The organism is Vibrio sp. 1580 (genome assembly GCF_033340055.1).
Map to the genome: position 1 here is coordinate 1 of NZ_JAWOVT010000278.1, position 708 is coordinate 708.

Annotated in this window: 1 protein-coding gene and 1 pseudogene; both read left to right on the plus strand. The window is 52.8% G+C overall.

What is annotated here, in order from left to right:
- On the plus strand, window positions 1–618 hold a 618-nt coding region (gene hemC, locus R7093_RS25500), incomplete at its 5' end, for a hydroxymethylbilane synthase (protein WP_318147055.1).
- Between the two features lie 2 nt (window positions 619–620).
- A pseudogene (locus R7093_RS28705) lies at window positions 621–708 on the plus strand (uroporphyrinogen-III synthase); the annotation flags it as partial.

The window sequence follows — 708 nt, forward strand, 5'->3', positions numbered from 1 at the left end:
GCCTTCGTTTCTAATACCTATAACAGCATTGATGAACTCCCTCAAGGTGCGGTCGTCGGTACTTGCAGTTTGCGCCGTCAATGCCAACTGAAAGAATACCGCCCAGACATCATTATCAAAGAACTGCGTGGCAACGTGGGGACTCGACTTGGCAAACTGGATGCGGGTGAGTACGACGCTATCATTCTTGCAGCCGCAGGTCTAAAGCGCTTGAAATTGGAAGACCGAATTCGCAGCTTTATCGAACCAGAACAATCACTGCCAGCGGTTGGCCAAGGCGCAGTCGGTATTGAATGCCGCGTAGACGACGAACGCTTACTCAAACTTCTAGAACCTCTCAACCATAAAGACACCGCCGATCGCGTGTTGTGCGAACGTGCCATGAACCTAACTCTTGAAGGTGGCTGTCAGGTGCCAATCGGTAGCTACGCGCTACTTGAAGGTGATGAAATTTGGCTTCGCGCGCTAGTCGGTGAACCAGATGGCAGCGAAATTGTGCGTGGCGAAGTCCGTGGTCACCGTAAAGATGGAGAAGCGCTCGGTATCCAGTTGGCTAACGAGCTACTTGATAACGGTGCCCGCGACATTCTAACCAAGCTGTACGCAGACCACGATTAATCATGGCAGTGTTGGTCACTCGGCCGGGAGAGCAAGGCAGCACGCTTTGCTCTCTGCTCGAAAGGCACGGCATTTCCGCACACCACCATC